Below are 18,001 nucleotides of genomic sequence, written 5' to 3' on the forward strand. Positions count from 1 at the left end.
CTCGCCACTGCGCAAGCTGCTGCGCGTACACCCCGTTCTTGCGGCACCAGGCGCTGCGCGCCGTCTCGTCCATGGCTGCCGTCGTGATGACCGCCTCCAGCCGGGCCGCAGCCGTCCAGATGCGCTCGCGCGCCGGCTTGGCCAATGCCTCGGAGCGCCAGCGCTCCAGCGTGTCGGCGTTCACGCCGATCTCCCCTGCCACGGCTTCCACCGCGGCGCTTTCGGGCGGCAGCAGCCTGGCCACCGCGCGATCCTTGAATGCTTGTCCGTATCGAGCCAATTCGTCCTCTTCAACGCCCCCGTGCTTCAAAAATCGGTGGGAAGGCGAGGCTGTGGATTTGTGGACGATGCGCTTCGCGCACCGGCCAGCTTGCCGTGGACAACGCTGGTGCGTTGCCCACCGCGCAGGCCTTCGCCCACAAGCTCCACAGCCACCTACCACCAAGGTAAGAGTCTTGAAGTCAGAGACTCAAGAATCTATCGGGGCGACAACTATTCTGACGCGGGGGGGTTCGCTTGCCAGAGCAGATACTACGTCATGAAAATGATTCTTATCCGCTTTATCCTGCGCATTTACGGCAAGCAGCCGGAAACACCGCAGCACACAAAGCTCGTTAATACCTTATTCACATTAATTATCGGCGGCTCGATAAAATATAAAACGTAATAGCGAGACACCATACGTTTTCTTGTGAGCCCGTCTCACATCAGGCCCTTCCAGGGCCTGAGAGCCCCCATGCGCCCGGTCGCCTCTCAACGTTGTTGCTTCCGAGCCCGTAAGATTAAGCACTTGGCGAGCACAGTCTTACAGTGGGTGCTGCACAACCTCAAAGTTGCGGCCACCACCCGGCCACCGCCTCAAAGTTGTCGCGACAAGTCGGATGTCTTCGTTTTCGGGACGACCCTCACCCGGAGACACTGCCCCTGAGAAGTACAAAAAGCGCCCCTTCCTCTATCCGCTGCGACCGGAAGACATTGATAGAGAGCGGCGTTGTGGGTGGATGGTCTCATCGCGCAATTTGAAGTCATTTCCGCGGTAGCGCACTGCGAAAACTAAAGACTGCGGCGGGACCGTCGATACTTCACATTGACCACCCGCGCCCCAGATTCATGACCGAGACCGTACAAGTGGAAGGCATCGCTCCTTCCCGACCTGAGCTTTTTACTGCCGCAGCGGTTTCGGCGGCCATTGTTGCCTTGGCATCTTTAGCCTTCAGCTACGCACGCGTCCTGCTGCCGGAAGTCAGGCCGTTCCTCCCTATCTTCCTCACGACGGTCGTCATCTTTGAAGGCTTGACCGGCTATCTTCTCCTGCAACGCGCCCGCTTGACGGGAGCCCCCTTCTACGGAGCACTTGCTGGCGCCTACGTGTTTGCTGCGGCCGGGGCCGCAGCGCAGCTCCCCACTTTTCCGGGCGTGTTTTCAGAAGGAGGCTTGCTCGGCGCCGGCGCCCAAACAGCCGTGTGGCTGTGGACGTTCTGGCATTCCGGCTATCCCCTTTTGGTGTTGCTAGCCGGACTGAGCCGAGGTCTCTATGCGCGCGCACAGCCGCAAACACGTATGTTCCCTGACGTTCAAGCTGTGCGCTGGGTCGGCCCAATCGCGGCGGCAGTCGTGGTGCCGCTTTCCATCTGGGGCACGAGCGTTTTGCCGCAACTCATTCAGGGCGGAACCTACGCAAACCTTGTTCACACTCTTGGCTTGCCCGTAATTGGCGCGAATGCCGCTGCCCTTGTCGGCTATGTCGTGCTGACCCGACTACGCCGCTCGGTGGATGTATGGGTTTGCGTGGCACTCGTGGCCAGCCTTGCTGACGCAGTACTGACCCTGCACGGCGGCGCGAGGTACACGTTAGGCTGGTATGCAGCCCGACTCCTGAGTGTTCTGTCATCGGGCGTGGTGCTCACAATGTTGATTGCGGAAATCACTCGCCTGTACCGCGCGCTCATTACTGCCAATCGGCAACTCGAAAAACAGGCACTCCTGGATGGTTTGACGCAGATAGCGAACCGCCAAGCGTTTGACACGCGTTGGGAAACGGAATGGCGGCGGGCCGAACGAGATGGAACTCCGCTGTCGGTTCTGATGATCGACATTGACCACTTCAAACGAATTAACGATACCTTCGGCCATGGCCGCGGCGATGCCTATCTGGTGGCGGTCGCGAGCATCCTCTCAGGCGTCGCCACACAGCGTGGGAGCGACTTCGTTGCCCGGTATGGCGGTGAAGAATTTGTCGTGCTGCTCCCAAACACCGAGCGCTCCGGTGCGCAACAGGTTGCCGAGAGGGTACGCAGTGATGTAGAGGGTGCGGCCTTGCCTGCGCCGTCTGCGGGTCGCGTTGTGACGATCAGCATTGGAGTAGCGACCTACATTCCAACCGAGCGCGACGTGGCCGGCCAGACTTACCAAGGCACCGCCGCACGGGTTACAGCAGAGGTCCTCGCCCGAGCTGATATGGCGCTCTATGACGCCAAGCGCGCAGGCAGGAACGCCGTCGCCATTCGCTAGAGCGAACGCGCTTCACAGCACTTTCCGCATGGTGCGCGACCTTCAAGGGTAGCCGGCACGATATTCAGGGCCTGGCAGGCCGACATCGTTCCCCGCAAAGCGCGGCGCATTTCTCTACTTCACAGATAAGCGCACATGCTGCAGCGGGTGCAACACAGCGCTCCATCGCCGACGAAAGACAAACTTGGCTGCAGGATGCTCGTCGACCGCGCTGATTGCCGCTGGCACGTCGCAGATATCGCTACATTCGCGGGCCGCTTGAACGATGTGCGCCGCCACGCTCGGCAGCAGTGCGAGGCATTCGCATTCCTGCGCGCGCCCTAAAAACGAGCCGACACCTAGACACCAGGACGGGCTGCGCGCCCGGAAGAAAAGTCCTGCGCGAAAGACATGGCGTGAAAAGAAACGTTCGTCAGACGCTCTTTCTTCAGCACCTTCCGCAATTTGCTCGCCGGCCTTGGATTACGTCTGCCGGCTATCTGGCCGCGCGAGAACGCCCCGCGACAGCGCGTCACATCCCAAGTCCGGCAAGGGGGGCTAAACTTTCATAAATTACTGAAAGTTGAGAAAGATCAAAACAATGCAACTCTCCCCCTTGAAACAGCGCTTCGTCCTGCATTTCGGCGAGATGGGCAGCCGCTGGGGCATTAACCGCACCGTCGGGCAGATCTACGCATTGCTCTACGCCGCGCGCGAGCCGATCAACGCGGACGAGATCGCCGAGGCGCTGGGCTTCTCCCGCTCGAACGTGAGCATCGGGTTGAAGGAGCTGGAGTCGTGGAAGCTCGTGCGGCTGTCGCACAAGCCGGGCGACCGGCGCGAATACTTCTCCGCCCCGGACGACGTTTGGACCATCTTCCGCACGCTGGCCGAGGAGCGCCGCAAGCGCGAGATCGACCCCACGCTCTCGCTGCTGCGCGACGTCATGCTCGAATCCCCGACCGATCCGGATGACCGCCACGCCCAGGCGCGCATGAAAGAGATGTACCAACTCATCACGCTCATGACCAACTGGTTTGACGACGTGCAGAAGCTCGACGCCGAATCGTTGCAGCAACTCATGAAGATGGGTGCCAAGGTGCACAAGCTGCTGGAGATGAAGAACAAGCTTGCCGTTGTCGTTGGCGGCAAATCGAAGTAGCCCGTATCAAGAAAAACCATGTCGCTCGATCCCGTTGTCCTGGCGCGCATCCAGTTTGGCGCCAACATCACGTTCCACATCCTCTTTCCCACCATCAGCATCGCGCTTGCATGGGTGCTGCTGTTCTTCAAGCTGCGCTATCGCAAGACCGGTGACGAGGCCTGGATGGCCGCATATCGCCTTTGGGTGAAGGTCTTTGCATTGACGTTCGCGCTGGGCGTGGTGTCCGGCGTGACGATGAGCTTCCAGTTCGGCACGAACTGGCCGGGCTATATGAATACCGTCGGCAACATCGCCGGGCCGCTGCTGGCGTATGAAGTGCTGACTGCGTTCTTTCTGGAGGCCAGCTTTCTCGGGATCATGCTGTTCGGAACAGGCCGTGTGAGCCCGCGCATCCATACATTTGCGACGTTCCTCGTCGCGCTGGGCACGACCATCTCGGTGTTCTGGATCATCGCGCTCAACTCGTGGATGCAGACACCCGCCGGCTACGTGATGATCGACGGCCGCGCTCATCCGCAAAGCTGGCTGGCGATCATCTTCAACCCGTCGTTCCCGTATCGGTTCACGCACATGCTGCTGGCCTCGGGGCTGACGGTGTCGTTCCTGCTGGCGGGGGTATCGGCTTACCGCTGGCTGCGCAACGACCGCGGTGGCGATGTGCGTGCAGCGCTCAAGACAGGCGTGGTGCTCGCCGCCATGCTGATCCCGCTGCAGATTACCGCCGGTGACGCGCACGGTCTCAACACGCTGGAGCATCAACCGGCCAAGCTGGCCGCGATGGAAGGCATCTGGCAAACCGAACGTGGCGTGCCCGCCGTGCTGTTTGGCATCCCGGATGCGGCTTCGCGCAGCAACCGCTACGAGATCGCGGTGCCGAAGTTGGCGTCGCTGTATCTCACGCACTCGCTCGACGGCAAGGTGCGGGGGCTCGATCAGTTCGACCAGCACCCGCCCGTGCTGCCGGTGTTCTTCGCCTTCCGCCTGATGGTGGGCGTGGGGCTGCTGATGCTGGCGGTGTCGTGGACCAGCGCCTGGCGCCTCCGCCGCAATGGTGAACTGCCGAACTGGCTGGCACGCGCCCTCGTCGCCATGACGTTCTCCGGCTGGGTGGCCGTGGTGGCCGGCTGGTACGTTACCGAGATCGGCCGGCAACCGTGGCTCGTCTATGGCGTGCTGACCACCGCGCAAGCTGCGTCGTCCGTGCCCGCGCGGATGATCGGCAGCACGCTGGCGATGTATCTCGCGCTATACGCGTTCCTCATCGCCTCGTATGTTGGCGTGGTCTTCTATTTGGCCCGCAAGGCCGGGGGCGCCATCGATCCGACGGATGCCGACATCCCCGCCAAGCACACCTCCCAACTTTCTGCGCCCGTCGCGAGCCACGCATGAGCACCATTCCTGACCTCACCCAACCTGCCGGCTGGCTGCCGGTGGTCTTCATGGCCCTGATGGGAATTGCCGTGCTCGCCTACGTGGTGCTCGACGGCTACGACCTGGGCGTCGGCATCCTGCTGCGCCGCGCGGACGACGCCGAGAAAGACACCATGATCGCCTCCATCGGCCCGTTCTGGGACGCCAACGAAACCTGGCTCGTGCTCGGGGTCGGACTGCTGCTGGTGGCGTTTCCGGCCGCGCATGGCGAGATTCTGGGCGCGTTGTATTTGCCGGTGGCGCTGATGCTGTTCGGCCTCATCCTGCGCGGGGTGGCCTTCGACTTTCGCGTCAAGGCGCGCGCGCACCACAAGCCGTGGTGGAACCGCGCGTTCTATGCCGGCTCCGTCATCGCCACCGCTGCGCAGGGCCTGATGCTGGGGCTGTACATCACGGGCTTCCAGTACGACGCGGCCAACGTCATCTTTGCGATCTGCACGACGGGCGGCCTGATTGCCGGCTACCTGCTGCTGGGCGCCACGTGGCTCATCATGAAGACGGAAGGTGCGCTGCAATTGCGCGCGGTGCAGTGGGCTCGCGGCAGCCTGTGGTTCACCGCGCTGGGCGTGGCCGCCGTGTCGCTGGCAACGCCGTGGGTCAGTACGCGCGTGTTCGACAAATGGTTTGCGCTGCCGAACATCATCCTGCTGGCGCCCGTGCCGCTGGTGACGATCGTGCTGTTCCTGCTGATCGACTGGGTACTGCGCCGCCTGCCACAGCAAATTGCCAAGGGCGACGAACACCTGATCTGGGCGCCGTTCGTCGGCACCGGCGCCATCTTCCTGCTGGCCTTCAATGGCCTGGCTTACAGCCTCTTTCCGTATCTTGTGGTGGACAGGCTCGACATCTGGCAGGCCGCCAGCGCGCCGGAATCGCTCGAGTTCATGCTGGTGGGCGTGGCCATCGTGCTGCCGACCATCGTTGGCTACACGGTCTATTCGTACAAGGTGTTCCACGGCAAGGCGACGGAGCTGCGTTACTACTGAGCACGCCGCCCGCATGCGGCATTGACCGGACTGCGGGCGGACGTTTAGGCTGGCGCGCTCACCCACACGCATGCACACGCCATGATCACCTGCCACGTCCGCTACATCATCAACCCGGCACGGCTCGCTGAATTCGAAGCCTACGGAAAGATGTGGATCCCGCTGGTCGAGAAATTCGGCGGCCAGCACCACGGCTACTTCCTCCCGTCGGAAGGGGCCAACAACGTCGCGCTGACACTGTTTTCGTTCCCGAGTCTGGCGGCTTACGAGGTCTACCGCGAACGCGCGAAGACCGACCCCGATTGCATGGCGGCCATCCGCTACGCCGAGGAAACCGGCTGCATCGTCAGCTACGAGCGCAGCTTCTTCCGCCCCGTGCTTTCTTGACGCTCGCCTAGCCCTGCGGCCTGCGCTGCGACAGCACCCAAAGCATCGCCCCCACGGCTTCTGCCTGGGAGCGCGTGCAGGTCTTCTCGAAGATGGCCCGCAGTTGCGAGCGCACGGTCGACATGGCGACGTTGGCGTCGGCCGCATATTCGTCGGGTGTCTTGCCGGCGATCAGCGCTTCGCCCACCGCCGCCTCTGCCGCCGACAGACCGAACGCCTGGCGCAACTGCATGGCTGTCACCGGCGCGGCATCGCCCTTGCGCCGGGCCGTGACCAGCATGGCGGCATCGCCAAACGCGGCCTGCGCGGCATTGGCGGGCAATTGGGAAATGCCGAGAAAGATCTCGTGTGGCGCCCCGAGCGCCGGCCGCACGGCAAAGCTCTCGCCCTTGCGTGACTTCGTCACCCGCGCCAGTGCGGCTTGCAGACCGTCGTTGTCGGCAGCAAACGCCGCAGCCAATCGGCCGTGCTCCAACCGCAGGCAAGTCGATGCGCGCAGCAACGCTTCGGCTTGCGCATTGGCAAACAGCACACGCTGGTCTCGCCCGAGCGCGAATACGGCCAAGCTGCTCCATCAATTCGGCGCCGAGTGCTGCATCGCGATGCAGCACGCGTGTATCCCGCCAGAGGTTGATCGTGCGCTGCAGGTGGTCGGTCATGCCGGCCGCGTTGAAGCGATCCTGGTCGGAAAATGGCGTCCGGCCGTGTGCTCGCAACATGCCGAGCAGGATGTCGCTGCTGCCGGGACGCTCCAAGCGCACGCCCATCAGGTAACGGAAGCCCGCCGGAATCTGATAGTCCTGGAAGAATTCGCTGCGCTCAACATACGCATCGGACAGGTGATCCTGGCAGAAGGCAAACTCGCGCACGCCCGCACGTTCGACAAAACTGCGGCGGGGGTCCAATGCGCCGTAGTACCTGTCATACAGTCCGATGGTGTCGTCCAGTCCCCGCTTCGGGGAGTAGACCGAAAGCTGAGGCGCATTGCGCACGGCGTCCCAACTGAACATGTGGAACAGGTCGGCACCAAGCGATTCGGTCACGCCCTGGAACACGTCCAGAAACCCTTCCTGCGTTACCGCAGCTTCGTACAGATCACCAATAAGCTGGTCTTTGAGCACGCGTCCCTCCCCCGAAGGATGGCTGTCTGGCCTTGGCGCCCGCCATGCTCACTCGGTGAGAGCCAAGTGGCTGCGGTCATGTTATGCGCGCAAACGTAACACGTGTGTGCGTTGCTCAACATCGTTCTTTTGGCGACGCTTTCCTCCAAATGAATGATGCGGGCGCGTGGTGCCCCCTTTGAGAATCTCCGTGCCGAATAACGGCGCCGCATGCACGGCGCACCCACGATCCAGCGGAGGACTCCATGAAACTCACCCCCATTGCAATCGCACTGGCCACGCTTGCCCTGTCGGGCTGCGGCGGCAGCGATTCCGGCAGCAGCGCCAGCACATCGCCCGGCACCAACGTTCCGGCAGCACAGACCGTCAGCGGCGTCGCCGCCGCGGGCGCGGCCATGCAAAGCGCGACGGTCACGCTGATGGACGCAGCCGGCAAGTCGGTCGACTGCCCGGCCAACGCCACCACGGGGGCTTTCCAGTGCACGGTCACGGGTCTTGCCGCGCCGTTCGTGCTGTCGGCGGCCGGCAACGTGGCCGACTCGCAAGCCACGCTGATCGCGCTGTCCGCCAGTGCCGGCAGCCAGACGATCAACATCACGCCCATCACCAATGCCATTGCCGCCACCATCGTGGGCGACAACCCGAGCAAGCTGCTGGGCAACACGGGCCTGCTGCAGAGCAAGGTGACCGCGCAAACCGTCTCAAGCACGGTGGCCGCCTATGCCGCCGCCCTGGCCGACCTGCTGGCCGCCACCGGCAACACCGGAGTGGATCTGATCTCGGGCCCGTTGACGGCCGGCGCACCGGGCCTCGACCGCCTGCTCGATCAGCTGAAGGTGAACGTGCTGCCGGACGGCAGCGTGCAGATCAGCTCCGTGGCAGGCGCGTCCAGCGATACGCCTGCGCAATTGCAGCTCGCGCCGGGCGTCGCTCCCCAGCCCAGCGACAAGGCGAGCCTGCCGAGCGTGGCGACCATCAATGGCAACCCCGTCGCCAATCTGCCGACCGCCTCGGACCTGGCCGCGTTGCAAACCGCGCTCAACCAGTGTTTTGCCGGCTCTACTGGCGCGGCGCGCACAGGGGGCAGCGTACCCGTTTGCGGCCAGATCTTCGTGGATGACGTGGCCAATGGCGCGCTCATCAACGGCGTGCCGTCGGCCTACTTGAACAACGGCATGACTGCCGACCAGGAATTCGGGCCCGCATCGGGTGGGGGCAACCCGGGCCTGTTTGCCGATGACGCGATGAACAACGCCAGCTTCAGCCTGCCGGAGATCATCCGCGTGGCGTCCAACAGCGGTGACACGCTGTGGGTCAAGCTCGCCTGGACCCGCGCCGATGGCCTTCGCGACGGCATGCAGCAGCATGTGCAAGTGGCGGTACAACCTGCCTCGCGCGCCAGCGGCGACAACGGCTGGCGCATCGTCGGCAACCAGCGCGCCGTGTTCACAAAAGTCAATGCCAATGCGCAGAAGTGGGACTGGCTGAACAGCGCCACCGCAATGACGGGCACCAACGCGTTTGTCGATTCGATCAACATGCAGGTGGGCGTCGTGGATGCCGCTGGCACGCCCGTCGACTTTGCGATTGTTACCGGCCCCGGCCTGCGCAATGGCGTGTTCCTGCAGCCGTCGTCAGGCACGTGCGACACACTCAACATCCGAGCCCAGGTTGGCGCGAGCCAGACGGCAGCACAGCTTGCCTTGCTGGCCAAGCAAAGCGCCTGCCGCAATAACTTCCGCCTGGCAGGCGTGGCACAAGACCTGGCCAACCAGGGCAGCTTCACGTGGCCCGGCGATGCACCGCGCAACAACACGGCCTGGGCCAAACCGCAACTGACGGCATCGGAGCTGGCGACCATCACGCCGTTCAGTGCGTACACGATCGCCATCTATCAGGGCGGTGTCACCAGCCAGCCGTCCAAGACGTACACGGTGCGGCTGCGCACGCCGTCGCCCTCGCCCGATGCGCTGCGCCAATACACGTGGCAGGACATCTCGCAGACCACGCGCGACATCCTCACCCCGGGCACGGCATCAACGTTTGCAGGCGGCGCCACCTTGCCCGTCACGTGGACGACCAAGGCGGGCGTGCCCTTCGTGAAGCGCGTCAACGTGCAGATTCGCGCAACGGCTTCGGGCCAGCCGACGGTATTCGTGAACGGGGTGGGCCGCGCCGCACCGGCCGCGCCCGGGACCACGCTCACCGTCAATGTAGCGGGCGACCAGGGGGTGGCTTTCCCCGCAGTGACGGGCTGGTCGGGCACGCAAGACATGTCGTTCACCAACATGTCGTGGGCAGACCCGCTGGATCTGAACTTCACCACGTCGGTCGAATACGACCGCTAATACGCAGGAACGCAGCAACGCAGGGCACACACGGGGAAGTGCGGTGATCGGGCCCGCAAGGCGTCATGCCGGGCGCCCTGCGGGCCACGATCAACCCACCGTCGCTTCGAACACGCGCCGGTAATTGCCACCCAGAATCTGGCCCGTTTCCACTGAAGTGAACCCCGCTTTCAGCAGCGCCGTGGCCAGCGTCGGCAACTGCGCGTAACTGGTGAACACCGGCGGCCGGGTAAAACCGCGCATGTCGGTGCCCAGCCCCACGTGCGCCACGCCCACCACATCGGCCATGCGCTTGATGCCCATCGCCATGGCATCGAGATTGGGAAGATCCGCCGTATTGGGCCACACGCCAATCACACCGCCAATGTCCGCTACCGCGCGCGCATGCGGCATTGACCGGACGGCGGGCGGACGTTTAGGCTGGCGCGCTCACCCACCCGCATGCACGCGCCACGATCTTCTACTACGTCCGCGCCATCATGGGCCGGGCGCCGCTGCCCGGTTCCAAGCCTACCAATCGACCTCAATGTTGGCATTGGTGGCGTTGTTCACGATGTTGTTGATCTGCGTCCAGACGGCGCGGTCGTAGTCATCTCGGTCGGTGTGCTCGACACGCATGATGGCGGGGCCGTTGGAGTAGAAGTGTCCGAGCAGATCGCGGAGTCCGCGCTCGTTGAGCCGAATACCGACGATGAAACGCTGATCACTCAGGGCGATGGGCGCAGCGTACGTCTGCAGATTGGTATGCAGGCTGCCGGCCGAGACGTTGTTCTGGGTGAATTCCAGTTGATAGATGCGCAATGCTTGGGGCATGGTGGGCTCCGCAAAGAGTGAAAGAAATGCCCCCGACAGACAGCAAACCGCAGAGGGCGAGACCACTCTATGGGCGCCATCGCTTCTGCCCTATAGCGCTTGCGTACCACGCGTTGGCCCGTGAGAAAGAGCACGGGCCCCGATCAACCCACCGTCGCCTCGAACACGCGCCGGTAGTTGCCGCCCAGAATCTGGCCAGTCTCGACTGACGGGTCAGCCTCAAGCGGCATCGCCCAGCCTTACATGTGGACGATCGTGTCTTGCAGCGCGCCGGGCTTGTACGTGGCGATGACGAACCAATCGATGAGCATGCGCACCCCGCAAAATTGAGCTGCGGTCTTGTGCGCGCGATCGGCCCATCGCTCTATCGCCGTTGCTTACACGCCCCTACAAAGCATGACGATCTTGACGTTCATGGCGCTCACCCCCAGAAGCCGATGTGCGATTGCGCGGCTTCGTCTTCGATGAGCGGGCCGTGCACGTCGATTTGGCGCTGGCCGCGTACAAACACCTCGCGGCACGGCAGCGAGAACGTCGGGTTTTCTGGGTGGTCGCCCGTAAGCGTCAACAGGTGATGCTCCGACAGCGCATAGACCACGCGGCCGATGTTGCACCAGTAGATGGCGCCCGAGCACATGCAGCAAGGCTCGGCACTGGTGTACAGCGTGCAACGCGCAAGCTGCTCAGGAGACAAGATCCTGGCTGCTGCCGCCGCGGCCGCCAGCTCGGCATGCTGCGTGGGGTCGCCTTCGGGCGGCATCGAGTTGTTGCCCGCGCTGGCGATCACGTTGCCGTGTTCATCGGCCACCAGTGCGCCGAACGGATGACGGCCGCGCTTGCGTGCGTCGTCGGCCACCGCAATCGCCTGGCGCAACAGTGCCATATCGAGATCGGTCAGTTGGGATGGCGTGTGGGGTTCACGTGCGTTCACGATGGAATCCTTGGTGTGAGACATCGACGAAAGAAGCCGGTGTCATTCAGCGAATGCTGTCTGGGCAAAATCGCGCACGATCTGACTGTCCGACACGCCACAAGATGCTGGAAAGCAGCCGCAACGGCAATCCCACCACGCTGTAGCGACGCCATTTGCGCTACGCTTACGGCCTTCCGCCCGACCTCGCTTTCATCGCTTTTGCGTCACCTCATGCCCACGCTGCAACACGTCGACCTACGCACGGACCCCGCCGCCCGCCCCTTCGTCAAGGACGAGACCGTCCACGTCGACTTTGCCACCGAAGCCGGCGAGCTGATGAGCCTGGAAGGCCCCAACCGCTATGCTCCCGACGATGCGCTGATCACCGGTTCAACGGGCGACCGCTGGGTGGTCTCGCGCGAACGTTTCGATGCGAAGTACGTCCCCGCCGATGCATCGCTCGCACATGGGCAGGCCGGCGCTTATCGCAACCGCCCGAGCGTGGTGCTTGCCAGGCAGATGAGCGAAGCGTTCTCGATGGCGCGCTCCGAAGCCGGCGATGTGCTGCACGGCCAGGCCGGTGACTGGGTACTCCAATACGCCCCCGGCGACTACGGGGTCGTGCAGGCGCAGCGCTTCGCCAAGGTCTACCGGCCCGTCTGAAGCGTTACTGCGCCGTCTGCTGGCGCTCGGCTTCGTGGCGCTTCATCTGCAGGTAGTCCTGCCGCTCCACTTCATGCAACTGGCGCGGGTACTGCTCGGTGGCGTTGAACCACGTGTTCAGCCGCTGCTGCAGGCGCTTGTCGGGCGGCGCCGACAGCGCCTTCAGATAGGCATCGATGGCGAGGTAGTAGCGCATTGTGTTGCGCTCAAGCAAGCCGCGCACCCCGCCCACGTATTCAGGTGTGGCGGCTGAGGATTCTGCCGTCTTTGTAAAACCCACTTTGTCGCTGCCGACCGTGCCCAGATACGTGCGCATGGCGAGCCGCCCTGCGGTGCCATAACCGTACGAGTACGTCAGATGCAGAAAGGTGTGATTGCCGCCGGCCGGGGCCGGAATGGCCTCCAGCATGATGCGGTAATCCTTCGTGCTGAACGGGCCGGACCCGGCATTCAGTTCCACGCGGAAGTAGCCCGCGCTGCTGGCAACGGGGCGGTAGTTGAACTCCAGCCGATAGCTGCTCGACAAGCTCTGCTCAACCTTGCGGCCCAGATTCACGTCGAGCACGGTGCCACGGGGCCCGGACCCGGCGCGGCAATACTTGATGTTCAGGTGCAGGATCAGCACGTCGCACCAGTTGCCGGGGCCTTGCGTCGCGTCACTCAAGGCGCCGCTCACGGTAGCGAACGGGTAATCGATCACGCTGTAGATGTCGCCCTGGAGCATGTTGGGCGTCTCGGTGGATTCCAACACCAGCGGGCGGTGGAACGGGTTGTCAGCCAACTGGGACGCCACGCTCTCATATTTGTCGCGCAGGCCCTGCGCAGTGTCTGCCGCGCGCGAGGCGGTGCTCAGGCATAGGCCGGCCACCAGCGCAAGCAGGGCAATCGGGCGCAGCCAAGCGGGATGTCGGTGCAAGGTCATAAATGGCGTTTTTGTAGAATTGGTCTTCATTCTAGGAGGCGCTAACGCCCACAGTCTCGCAACAAATGGGCCTGCGGATGCACATCGGCCATGCGGCGTTCTGTCATCACGACAGCCAAGGCGTGCTCCGATGCGGCTCGGTAAAATGAACGCTTCTTCGCCTCGTGCTTCCCGGCACTTCCGGCACCATGCCCTCGCCACTCGCCGCCATTCGCGAACGCATCGCCAACCAGGTCCGCGGCCTTACGCGTGCCACCGGCAGCCTCACCCTGGACATTGCCTCGCCGCCGGGCGATCCGGGCCTGTTCGGCCCCGACGCGGTCTGCTGGAAGGTGCATGCCGATTTTCCGGCGATGATGGCCGGTGGCATCAGCGCGCTATTGTTGCAGGCGCTGCACCCGCGCGCGCTGGCCGGCGTATGGGACCACTCGAACTTTCGCGAAGACCTGCAAGGACGCCTGGGCCGCACCGCGCAGTTCGTGGCCGGCACCACGTACGGCAGCCGGCATGATGCCTTGGCGCTCATCGAGCGCGTGAAGACCATCCACGACCGCGTGCAGGGCATCGCGCCCGATGGCCGGCCGTATTCAGCCAACGACCCAGACCTGCTCACCTGGGTGCACGTGGCCGAGATGTCGAGCTTCCTGGCGGGCTATCTGCGCTACGTGGATGGCAACCTGAGTATCACCCAGCAGGATCGTTATTTTGAAGAGACCGCGCTTGTGGCCGAGATGCTCGGCGCGCGCGACGTGCCGAAATCGCGGGCGGCCGTGCAGACCTATCTGAATGCGATGCGCGCCGAGCTGGTGGCCAGCGATCGCACGCGCACGGTGGTGGAGGTGTTGATGACGTGGCAGGCGCCGCGCCCGGGGTTGCGCCCGGCGGTACGCCTCTTCCTGGATGCGGGCATCCAGTTGCTGCCGCCGTGGGCAATACAAATGCTCGATCTCAAGCGGCCGCCGCTGCAGGCGGCCATTGCGTCAGCGGCCATGCGCACCGTGGCGCCCACGCTGCGCTGGGCGCTCTACGAGGGTAGCGTCGCGCGCCGGGCTCGACACCGCGCACTGGCGCCCGCCACGAGCTAGTGCGTCCAGGCGCTACTCGATGGCTTCGGCAAGCGACACCTTGCCGCGCAGCACCTTCTCTTCCAGCCGGATGATCAGCAGCGGCGAGACCACCGACACCGCAGCCGCAAAGAAGAACAGATGCCTGAAGGCGCTCTCGCCCGCGCGCTGCAAGGCCTCGGCATCGGCACCGCTGCTGGCAAGCGCTGCGTGAAAGAGGTCCATCAGCACATCGCCGCCGGCCGCCACATGCGCTTCAGGCGCAGCCTGACGCAGCAGCGCAATCAGCACGGAAGTCAGCACCGCCACACCCACCGCGCCACCCAGCAGACGCGAGAAGGCGGTAAGCGCCGTGGCCAGGCCCACCGTCTGCGGCGGCACCGCATTTTGCGTGGCCACCAGGCCGGTCGGAAACTGCACGCCAATCGCCAGGCCGAGCACGATCATCGCCAGGGTCAGCGGTAATACGCTGTGCGGGTCCAACAAACCCAGCGAAGCCACGGCAAACGGCACCACGCATGCGCCACCCAGCATGAGCGGCTTGTAGCGGCCGCTGTGCGTCATCCACTTGCCGGCAATGAAGGCGCCAAGCGGAATCGACAGCGTGAGCGGCACGAGGCGCAGCGCCGCAGCATCGGGGCTGGCACCCGCCACCATCTGGAAACGCAGCGGCATCAGCACCGACGTGGCAATCAGTTGGAAGAAGCAGAGGAACAGCGCCAGGCAGCAGATCGTGACCGTGCGCACCCGGAACATCGACAGCGGAATGATCGGCTCGACGGCACGGTTCTCTTGCCAGACAAATGCGCCCAGCAGCAGCACGGCTCCCGCCAGCAGGCCAAGGTTTTCGGGCTGCGTGAGCGGCGTGCCCTGCCCCACACGGGTAATCATCAACAACAGCGCAGTCAGGCCCCCGGCAAACAGCACCACGCCCGGCACGTCGATGGGGCGACGCTGATGCGCCACCGGCAGATGCCGCAGCGTGCGGCGCACGACCAGCAGCGCGACGATGCCCAGCGGCAGGTTGATCCAGAAAATCCAGCGCCACGACAGGTAATGCGTGAGATAGCCGCCGATCACCGGGCCGGCGAGGCTGGCCATCGCCCACATGCCGCTCACGTAGCCCTGATAGCGGCCACGCTCGCGCAGCGGCACCACATCGGCAATCGTGGCCTGCGATACCGAAATCAGCCCGCCGCCGCCCAGCCCTTGCAGCACGCGCGCGAACAGCAGCATCGGCATGCTGGTCGCCAGTGCACATGCCACCGAAGCCAGCACGAACAGGACAATGGCCGTCGTCAGCATGGCGCGGCGGCCGTAGAGGTCACTCAACTTGCCGTAGATGGGCGTCACCACCGTAGACGCCACCAGATACGCCGACACCAGCCACGCCATCAGCGCGAAGCCGTTGAATTCGCCCGCGATCACGGGCAACGCCACGGCAACAATGGTTTGCTCCAGCGCGCCCAGCAAGATGGCGAGCATCAGCCCGCCCATCACCGCCATCACCGGAATTTCAGCCACCGGTGGCGTATCCAGCGGGCTGGATACCGCTGCGATGGGCGCGGTAGGCGTATCTGGCTTGGGCGGTTCAAAGCTGGGGCGGGAAGACATGGGAATGTGCGCGAATGCCGCTCAGGCACCCGCGCCAATGGGAGAAGCGAAGCCATTGATGATACTGCCGATTCCCATTCGTTGCAGAGTCAACGATCGGGTTGCCGGACGATGTCCTCATAACAGCGGCTGACATTTGCCGTCATGCCGGGCAACTCTTCTGCGAGGAATTCGATGAACGCGCGCACGGCAGGCACCAGCCCGCGGCGTGACGGAAACACCGCGTGAAACTGGTGCACTGGCAAGCGATATTCCGGCAGCAGCACGACCAGCCGGCCATCGCGAACCGGCTCCGCGCACAGGTTGAACGGCAGTTGCGCAACGCCAATGCCGGCCAGCGCCGTCTGCCCCATCAGGTACAGATCATCCGTCACCAGCGCGGGGGTGTATTCGATATCGACTGTGCCGCCTTCCGGGGCGGTCAGGCGCCAGCGCGTGCGCTCGCCGGCCGCACCGTCAACGCCCACGCCAATCGCGCCGCGCATCGATTCCGGCGTCTCGAACGGGCCATGCTCGGCAACAAATGACGGGCTGGCGACGAGCACCTGATCGCTCACGCCAAAGCTGCGCACGACGAGGTTGGAGTCGTCCAACGACGAGCGCACGCGCAGCGCCACGTCGTAGCCGTCGCCAATCACGTCGACACGACGGTTTGTCACGTCCAGCTCCAGCCGCACATCGGGCTGCGCGCGCAGGAACTTCGACAGCACGGGCGCGATGAACACGTGCGCAACGCCCACCGGACAGCTCACGCGCAAGCGGCCGGAAGGTTTTTCGCCGGCGTGCTCGGCCACCTCAAAGGCAGCGCGGGCGGCCTGGGTCATCGATTCGCAATGCGTAAAGAACGCCGAGCCCACGTCCGTCACATGCACCGCCCGCGTTGACCGCTGCAGCAGCCGCACACCCAGACGCGTTTCCAGATCAGCCACGCGGCGGCTCACGCGCGATTTGGGAATCCCCAGCGCCCGCGCGGCGCCGGAAAAACTGCCGTGCGTCACCACACTGGCAAACAGGACGAGGTCGTTCAGGTCTTCCATGGCCGTTCTCCGAAGCACGGGCGCATTGTCTCACCGGTAGAACGATGTGTGCCGATTCGACCCACTACTGGAACTCGCTGCATCGCACTATCTTTCCAGCAACCCACCTTTTTCTTGGAGAGACACCATGCAAGTCCTTCACATTGATTCCAGCATCCTCGGTGACGCCTCGGCCTCGCGCATCCTGAGCGCCGCCATTGTCGACGAGCTGCGCCGCGAACACCCGAGCGCCACCGTTGTCCACCGTGACCTGTCGGTCGAAGCGATTCCGCACCTGGACGGCGCCATTGCCGCCGGCTTCCGCGCCACGGGCGCCGATGATTTTGACGACGCCACCCGCGCCGAGCACGCCCGCTCGGAAGCGCTCGTAAACGAACTGCTCGCCAGCGACGTGATCGTGGTTGGCGCGCCGATGTACAACTTCTCGGTGCCGAGCCAGCTCAAGGCCTGGATCGACCGCGTGGCGCAAGCCGGCCGCACGTTCAAATACACGGAAAACGGCCCTGTTGGCTTGGCCGGTGGCAAGAAGGTGATCGTTGCGTCGACACGCGGCGGCATGTACTCCGCCGGCCCCGCAGCCGCCATGGATTTCCAGGAGGCGTATCTGAAGACCGTGTTCGGTTTCTTCGGCATCACCGATGTGCAGTTCGTACGCGCAGAACGCCTGGCGATGGGCCCGGACGCCCGCACGCAAGCGTTGGAAGCAGCACACGCAGCCATGCGCGACGTTGTGAGCCAGGCCGTGGCTGCCTGAGCGAACGCGATTGCGGAGCAACGGGACGCGCCGCACTCCGCCTCGCAGAATGCCAAACGGGCGCCAGCAGCAATGCGGCGCCCGTTTTCGTTTTTACTGGCGTGGCTAGAAAGTGGGATCGGCGCAGATGGCCGATCGACAAATCACTCGTCGCGGTGTTCGCGTGCCTGGTGCATGGCTTCGAGCAGACGGCGCGTACGCAGCTTGCTCCACATGACCGGCACGATGATCGCAGTGGCAATCAGGCACGGTGCGACCCAGGCAATGGTGGATTCCAGAAAATTCGTCATGAT

The 18,001-nt window shown here is 64.0% G+C and carries 18 protein-coding genes; 9 read left to right on the top strand and 9 right to left on the bottom strand.

Going from position 1 to position 18,001, the window contains the following annotated elements; translation table 11 throughout:
* Nucleotides 1-280, bottom strand: a 280-nt coding sequence (locus DOD19_RS22600; protein WP_162634449.1) for a transposase, incomplete at its 3' end; no start/stop codon positions are given.
* Between the two features lie 830 nt (nt 281-1,110).
* On the opposite strand from DOD19_RS22600, the gene DOD19_RS22605 reads away from it, so the two are divergent.
* From DOD19_RS22605 to DOD19_RS22625, 5 genes are all read left to right on the top strand, one after another.
* Nucleotides 1,111-2,511, top strand: a complete 1,401-nt coding sequence (locus DOD19_RS22605) for a sensor domain-containing diguanylate cyclase (RefSeq protein ID WP_112188263.1) — start codon at nt 1,111-1,113, stop codon at nt 2,509-2,511.
* Nucleotides 2,512-3,091: 580 nt separating this feature from the next.
* On the top strand, nt 3,092-3,652 hold the full coding sequence (locus DOD19_RS22610) for a GbsR/MarR family transcriptional regulator (RefSeq protein ID WP_024978557.1): 561 nt from the start codon (nt 3,092-3,094) through the stop codon (nt 3,650-3,652).
* Nucleotides 3,653-3,670: 18 nt separating this feature from the next.
* Complete coding sequence (locus DOD19_RS22615; protein ID WP_112188265.1) at nt 3,671-5,044, top strand: cytochrome ubiquinol oxidase subunit I; 1,374 nt, start codon at nt 3,671-3,673, stop codon at nt 5,042-5,044.
* Nucleotides 5,041-6,072 (top strand): cytochrome d ubiquinol oxidase subunit II, encoded by a 1,032-nt coding sequence (locus DOD19_RS22620; RefSeq protein ID WP_112188267.1) that lies wholly within the window; start codon nt 5,041-5,043, stop codon nt 6,070-6,072. The genes DOD19_RS22615 and DOD19_RS22620 overlap by 4 nt, the downstream gene beginning before the upstream one ends.
* An 81-nt stretch (nt 6,073-6,153) precedes the next feature.
* Nucleotides 6,154-6,459, top strand: coding sequence for an NIPSNAP family protein (locus DOD19_RS22625; protein ID WP_024978554.1), 306 nt, complete (start codon nt 6,154-6,156; stop codon nt 6,457-6,459).
* 7 nt (nt 6,460-6,466) lie between these two features.
* On the opposite strand, the gene DOD19_RS28270 is transcribed toward DOD19_RS22625, so the two are convergent.
* On the bottom strand, nt 6,467-7,024 hold the full coding sequence (locus DOD19_RS28270; protein WP_343226202.1) for a hypothetical protein: 558 nt from the start codon (nt 7,022-7,024) through the stop codon (nt 6,467-6,469).
* An 801-nt stretch (nt 7,025-7,825) separates the two neighbouring features.
* On the opposite strand from DOD19_RS28270, the gene DOD19_RS22635 reads away from it, so the two are divergent.
* Nucleotides 7,826-9,928: a hypothetical protein gene (locus tag DOD19_RS22635; protein ID WP_112188269.1), complete on the top strand. Its 2,103-nt coding sequence runs from the start codon at nt 7,826-7,828 to the stop codon at nt 9,926-9,928.
* 90 nt (nt 9,929-10,018) lie between these two features.
* Here DOD19_RS22635 and DOD19_RS22640 read toward each other — a convergent pair whose 3' ends face one another.
* The 3 genes from DOD19_RS22640 to DOD19_RS22650 form a co-directional block, all read right to left on the bottom strand.
* Entirely contained in the window at nt 10,019-10,321 is a 303-nt protein-coding gene (locus DOD19_RS22640) for a membrane dipeptidase (protein ID WP_112188271.1), read from the bottom strand.
* 117 nt (nt 10,322-10,438) lie between these two features.
* The gene (locus DOD19_RS22645; RefSeq protein WP_024978550.1) at nt 10,439-10,741 is read right to left on the bottom strand and encodes a hypothetical protein; all 303 of its coding nucleotides are present in this window, start codon (nt 10,739-10,741) and stop codon (nt 10,439-10,441) included.
* Nucleotides 10,742-11,162: 421 nt separating this feature from the next.
* A complete protein-coding gene (locus DOD19_RS22650) occupies nt 11,163-11,624 on the bottom strand; it encodes a nucleoside deaminase (RefSeq protein WP_239498103.1) in 462 nt (153 codons plus the stop codon).
* Nucleotides 11,625-11,885: 261 nt separating this feature from the next.
* Here DOD19_RS22650 and DOD19_RS22655 point away from each other — a divergent pair, with 261 nt between their 5' ends.
* The gene (locus DOD19_RS22655; protein ID WP_024978548.1) at nt 11,886-12,317 is read left to right on the top strand and encodes a PGDYG domain-containing protein; all 432 of its coding nucleotides are present in this window, start codon (nt 11,886-11,888) and stop codon (nt 12,315-12,317) included.
* 4 nt (nt 12,318-12,321) lie between these two features.
* Here the strand turns inward: DOD19_RS22655 and DOD19_RS22660 are convergent, their stop codons facing one another.
* Complete coding sequence (locus DOD19_RS22660) at nt 12,322-13,239, bottom strand: hypothetical protein (RefSeq protein WP_112188274.1); 918 nt, start codon at nt 13,237-13,239, stop codon at nt 12,322-12,324.
* 188 nt (nt 13,240-13,427) lie between these two features.
* Here DOD19_RS22660 and DOD19_RS22665 point away from each other — a divergent pair, with 188 nt between their 5' ends.
* Complete coding sequence (locus DOD19_RS22665; protein ID WP_024978546.1) at nt 13,428-14,324, top strand: oxygenase MpaB family protein; 897 nt, start codon at nt 13,428-13,430, stop codon at nt 14,322-14,324.
* Nucleotides 14,325-14,336: 12 nt separating this feature from the next.
* Here the strand turns inward: DOD19_RS22665 and DOD19_RS22670 are convergent, their stop codons facing one another.
* Nucleotides 14,337-15,917, bottom strand: coding sequence for an MDR family MFS transporter (locus DOD19_RS22670; protein ID WP_112188276.1), 1,581 nt, complete (start codon nt 15,915-15,917; stop codon nt 14,337-14,339).
* An 89-nt stretch (nt 15,918-16,006) separates the two neighbouring features.
* Entirely contained in the window at nt 16,007-16,954 is a 948-nt protein-coding gene (locus DOD19_RS22675; RefSeq protein WP_112188278.1) for a LysR family transcriptional regulator, read from the bottom strand.
* 127 nt (nt 16,955-17,081) lie between these two features.
* On the opposite strand from DOD19_RS22675, the gene DOD19_RS22680 reads away from it, so the two are divergent.
* Nucleotides 17,082-17,708, top strand: coding sequence for an FMN-dependent NADH-azoreductase (locus tag DOD19_RS22680; protein WP_024978543.1), 627 nt, complete (start codon nt 17,082-17,084; stop codon nt 17,706-17,708).
* 143 nt (nt 17,709-17,851) lie between these two features.
* On the opposite strand, the gene DOD19_RS27755 is transcribed toward DOD19_RS22680, so the two are convergent.
* Nucleotides 17,852-17,998 (bottom strand): hypothetical protein, encoded by a 147-nt coding sequence (locus DOD19_RS27755; RefSeq protein WP_037032136.1) that lies wholly within the window; start codon nt 17,996-17,998, stop codon nt 17,852-17,854.
* Nucleotides 17,999-18,001 lie beyond the last annotated feature (3 nt).

The organism is Ralstonia sp. GX3-BWBA, assembly GCF_003290055.1.
Lineage (GTDB): Bacteria > Pseudomonadota > Gammaproteobacteria > Burkholderiales > Burkholderiaceae > Ralstonia > Ralstonia holmesii.

What these genes read in the sequence shown, in the direction of transcription:
- DOD19_RS27755 (WP_037032136.1), bottom strand. Translation starts at nt 17,998, where the DNA reads ATGACGAATTTTCTGGAATCCACCATTGCCTGGGTCGCACCGTGCCTG.
- DOD19_RS22660 (WP_112188274.1), bottom strand. Translation starts at nt 13,239, where the DNA reads ATGACCTTGCACCGACATCCCGCTTGGCTGCGCCCGATTGCCCTGCTT.
- DOD19_RS22645 (WP_024978550.1), bottom strand. Translation starts at nt 10,741, where the DNA reads ATGCCCCAAGCATTGCGCATCTATCAACTGGAATTCACCCAGAACAAC.
- DOD19_RS22665 (WP_024978546.1), top strand. Translation starts at nt 13,428, where the DNA reads ATGCCCTCGCCACTCGCCGCCATTCGCGAACGCATCGCCAACCAGGTC.
- DOD19_RS22650 (WP_239498103.1), bottom strand. Translation starts at nt 11,624, where the DNA reads ATGGCACTGTTGCGCCAGGCGATTGCGGTGGCCGACGACGCACGCAAG.
- DOD19_RS22605 (WP_112188263.1), top strand. Translation starts at nt 1,111, where the DNA reads ATGACCGAGACCGTACAAGTGGAAGGCATCGCTCCTTCCCGACCTGAG.
- DOD19_RS22625 (WP_024978554.1), top strand. Translation starts at nt 6,154, where the DNA reads ATGATCACCTGCCACGTCCGCTACATCATCAACCCGGCACGGCTCGCT.
- DOD19_RS22615 (WP_112188265.1), top strand. Translation starts at nt 3,671, where the DNA reads ATGTCGCTCGATCCCGTTGTCCTGGCGCGCATCCAGTTTGGCGCCAAC.
- DOD19_RS22680 (WP_024978543.1), top strand. Translation starts at nt 17,082, where the DNA reads ATGCAAGTCCTTCACATTGATTCCAGCATCCTCGGTGACGCCTCGGCC.
- DOD19_RS22675 (WP_112188278.1), bottom strand. Translation starts at nt 16,954, where the DNA reads ATGGAAGACCTGAACGACCTCGTCCTGTTTGCCAGTGTGGTGACGCAC.
- DOD19_RS22640 (WP_112188271.1), bottom strand. Translation starts at nt 10,321, where the DNA reads ATGCCGCATGCGCGCGCGGTAGCGGACATTGGCGGTGTGATTGGCGTG.
- DOD19_RS22635 (WP_112188269.1), top strand. Translation starts at nt 7,826, where the DNA reads ATGAAACTCACCCCCATTGCAATCGCACTGGCCACGCTTGCCCTGTCG.
- DOD19_RS22620 (WP_112188267.1), top strand. Translation starts at nt 5,041, where the DNA reads ATGAGCACCATTCCTGACCTCACCCAACCTGCCGGCTGGCTGCCGGTG.
- DOD19_RS22670 (WP_112188276.1), bottom strand. Translation starts at nt 15,917, where the DNA reads ATGTCTTCCCGCCCCAGCTTTGAACCGCCCAAGCCAGATACGCCTACC.
- DOD19_RS22610 (WP_024978557.1), top strand. Translation starts at nt 3,092, where the DNA reads ATGCAACTCTCCCCCTTGAAACAGCGCTTCGTCCTGCATTTCGGCGAG.
- DOD19_RS22655 (WP_024978548.1), top strand. Translation starts at nt 11,886, where the DNA reads ATGCCCACGCTGCAACACGTCGACCTACGCACGGACCCCGCCGCCCGC.